The sequence below is a fragment of the Actinomyces denticolens genome (assembly GCF_002072185.1).
Taxonomy (GTDB): domain Bacteria; phylum Actinomycetota; class Actinomycetes; order Actinomycetales; family Actinomycetaceae; genus Actinomyces; species Actinomyces denticolens.
Genome location: NZ_MVIW01000074.1, coordinates 1 through 2,563, shown reverse-complemented (window position 1 = coordinate 2,563; position 2,563 = coordinate 1). Strand labels below are relative to the sequence as shown.

The 2,563-nt window shown below is 76.1% G+C and carries 3 protein-coding genes; 1 reads left to right on the top strand and 2 read right to left on the bottom strand.

Translation table 11 applies throughout. The annotated features are described in order from the left end of the window. Together B1H55_RS11930 and B1H55_RS11925 are read right to left on the bottom strand one after the other, a co-directional pair. Nucleotides 1-308: hypothetical protein (locus B1H55_RS11930; protein WP_205635527.1), on the bottom strand; the 308-nt coding region annotated here is incomplete at its 3' end. A 25-nt stretch (nucleotides 309-333) separates the two neighbouring features. Next, complete coding sequence (locus tag B1H55_RS11925) at nucleotides 334-1,956, bottom strand: PspC domain-containing protein (protein WP_077240444.1); 1,623 nt, start codon at nucleotides 1,954-1,956, stop codon at nucleotides 334-336. Between the two features lie 134 nt (nucleotides 1,957-2,090). On the opposite strand from B1H55_RS11925, the gene B1H55_RS11920 reads away from it, so the two are divergent. Further along, a partial coding sequence (locus B1H55_RS11920; protein WP_205635526.1) for a PspC domain-containing protein occupies nucleotides 2,091-2,563 on the top strand: 473 nt, incomplete at its 3' end.

Sequence of the window (2,563 nt, the reverse complement as noted above, 5' to 3'; positions counted from 1 at the left end):
GTGGCGCCCGCGGCGCTCGCGGCGCTCGCGGTTGCGGCCGACCACACGCCGCTGGCGGGCGCGCCCGACTCGGGGCGGGCGCGGAGCGGCTCAGTCGCCGGGCCCGCCGCCCTCAGGGGCTCGGTCGGGGCGCCCCCCGGGATGGGCTCCCGCGGGCTCTCGGCGCCATCGAGGCTCTCACTGGCCGTCTCGGGCCGGGGGAGGGACTCGGTCATCGGCTCGGCGAGGGGCTCGGTCGGAGCGCCGTCGACCGACGGGTCAGTCCGGTCATCGGTGCTACTCGTACTGCTGTTCGTGCTGCTGCTCATGGCTGTCTCGTCTCCGTGGATGCGGTCAGTGCGTGGGGGTGGGTGCGGTGGGGCTCGGGGCCGTCGAGCCGGAGGGGCGCGAGGAGGCGGGCGCCGTCGGGCCCGCGGCCGGCGAGGGCGCCGGGGACGATGCGCTCGGCGTCGTGGAGGGGGAGGGCGTGGCCGGGGAGGGGGTCCAGGCGTGGGGGGATTCCTCTATCGTGATGTCCCCGGCGCCGACGCTCGTGTCGATCGTCAGGGCATTGGAGGGGGTCCCCTCGGGGGCCAGGACGGCGTCGATGCGCACGCCGTCGATGGACGCCGCCTCGCCGGGCCCGTCATTGTCGGAGCCCCGCCAGGTGGAGTCGACGCCGCGCCTGTCCTGGACACCCTCGATCTCCCATTCCCGGTCGGCGAGCGCGCTGACCTCGCCCGCTCCGACCCTGGCCCGGATCCGCACCGGTTGATCGCGATCCACGAGGATCCGCAGATCCCCACTTCCGAGGGACACGCGCGCCGTGGTGCCGCTGTGCGCCTGACCGAGGTCCCGCAGGTCGATGACGGCATCGCCGGCGCCGAAGGACCCCAGGTCGACGTCGCCGTTGGAGAGCCGCTCATCAGAAGGGATGATGACGACGTCGTCGGCGACGAGGAGGTCCAGGCCATGGGGTGCGAGAGGGCCGGCGGCGAGCATGGGCAGGGCGATAAGGGCCGCCGGGACGCCCAGGGCGCTCAGCCAGCCACCACGGCGCCCGATCAGCCCGGAGATGAGGACCCCCGCGCCCAGGAGAGCCGTCACCGTGCCGACGACGACAAGCGCGTGGGAGTAGGAGAGCCTGTCCAGCATGTGATGCCGCTCGGCCAGCACCATGCCCGCCAGGGCGAGGAGCAGCAGGCCGCCGACGATGGCGCTCAGCCTGCGCCCGGGACCAGGACGGTGCGGCGGGCGGGGACGGGCGTAGGCGGGGCCGACGCCCTGCGGGCCGTACGAGGGCCCCGGGGCGGGCGCCGACCAGGCGGGACCACTCGCCGCCCCATTGGCCGGCGCGCCCTGATCCGCGTCCCATCCGGGCCGGGGCTGCCCGGCCGGGGCCGACCATGCCCCGTCGGCCACCGGCCGGGCCGACTGCGTGGACCGCTCCGTGCGCTGCTGGCGCTGCGAGCTGATCAGCCAGATGAGCAATCCGATGACGCCGACCGTCCACAGCAGGCCCCAGGTCACGCCCGCCCAGCCGGCGCCGACGACCACGCCCTCGCCCAGGCCCCAGTCGGGGCGGGTCGCCCCGGCGATGACGCAGACGACCGCGCCGAGGAAGCCCGCGCTCATATCACTGCTGAACGCCTGCTGCAGATGGATGCGCCCGTCGCGCTCCTCGGGGAGCAGCGCCCAGGCCAGGCCGTAGGCGAGCAGGCCGAGCCCCATGACGAGGCAGAGGACGGCGACGACGCAGCGCACGAGGATGAGGTCGATGCCGAGGCGCTGGGCCAGGCCCCCGCACACGCCGCCGACGACGCGCTGCTCGGTGCGCACCACGCCGCTGCGGCGCAGGGAGTCGAACAGGCCCGCCATGAAGGGGCGGTGGGGCTGGGCGGGCCCGGCCTGCGGGCCGCCCGGCCCACCGAGAGGATCAGGGGAGGGGTTTCCTGAGGGAGAGGGTGTCGTGCTCATGGCTCCATCCTGGCTCCCGCAGGCCCCGCGATCGATCGGGGGACACCCTGAGCGGACCCTGAATTCTCCCAGGGCATCCCTGGTTCCCCCCTCTCAGGCGTACCCCGAGCCCTCCTGCGTGCCACGATGGCGCCGTGAGCACTACGAGCACCCCTGCCCCCGAGCCCTGGGGGAGGCCCGGCGCCGCCCCGTTCCCGGAGGGAGGCGCCGGACCGGGCTCCCATCACGATCCCCTGCCGGGCGCTCCGGCGGAGCGGTCCCCCCTCCCTCGGCGCCTGCCCCTGCGGAGGCCGGGCCGCTCCCTCCCCGCCCCCGACGCCGGCCGGCGCTCCGGGCGCTGGTTCGGCGGCGTCGCCGCGGGCCTCGGGGCCCACCTGGGGGCCGACCCTCTCCTCATCCGCCTCGCCTTCGTCCTGCTGAGCGTGCAGACGGGGATCGGGCCCATGCTCTACGCGGTGCTGTGGATCTTCGTCCCAGCGGGGGACCCCTGGGCCGAGGCGGCCAGGTCCGCGTCCGCCCTGCCCGCCGACCGCGCCCGCCTCGCCCCGCGCCAGGCGGGCGCCGCGGAAACCGCGCCGCGCGCCGCGGGGCATCCGGCCGACGCGGG

Excerpts from the sequence above, each read along its gene's own strand:
- B1H55_RS11925 (WP_077240444.1), bottom strand. The coding sequence starts at position 1,956 with ATGAGCACGACACCCTCTCCCTCAGGAAACCCCTCCCCTGATCCTCTC.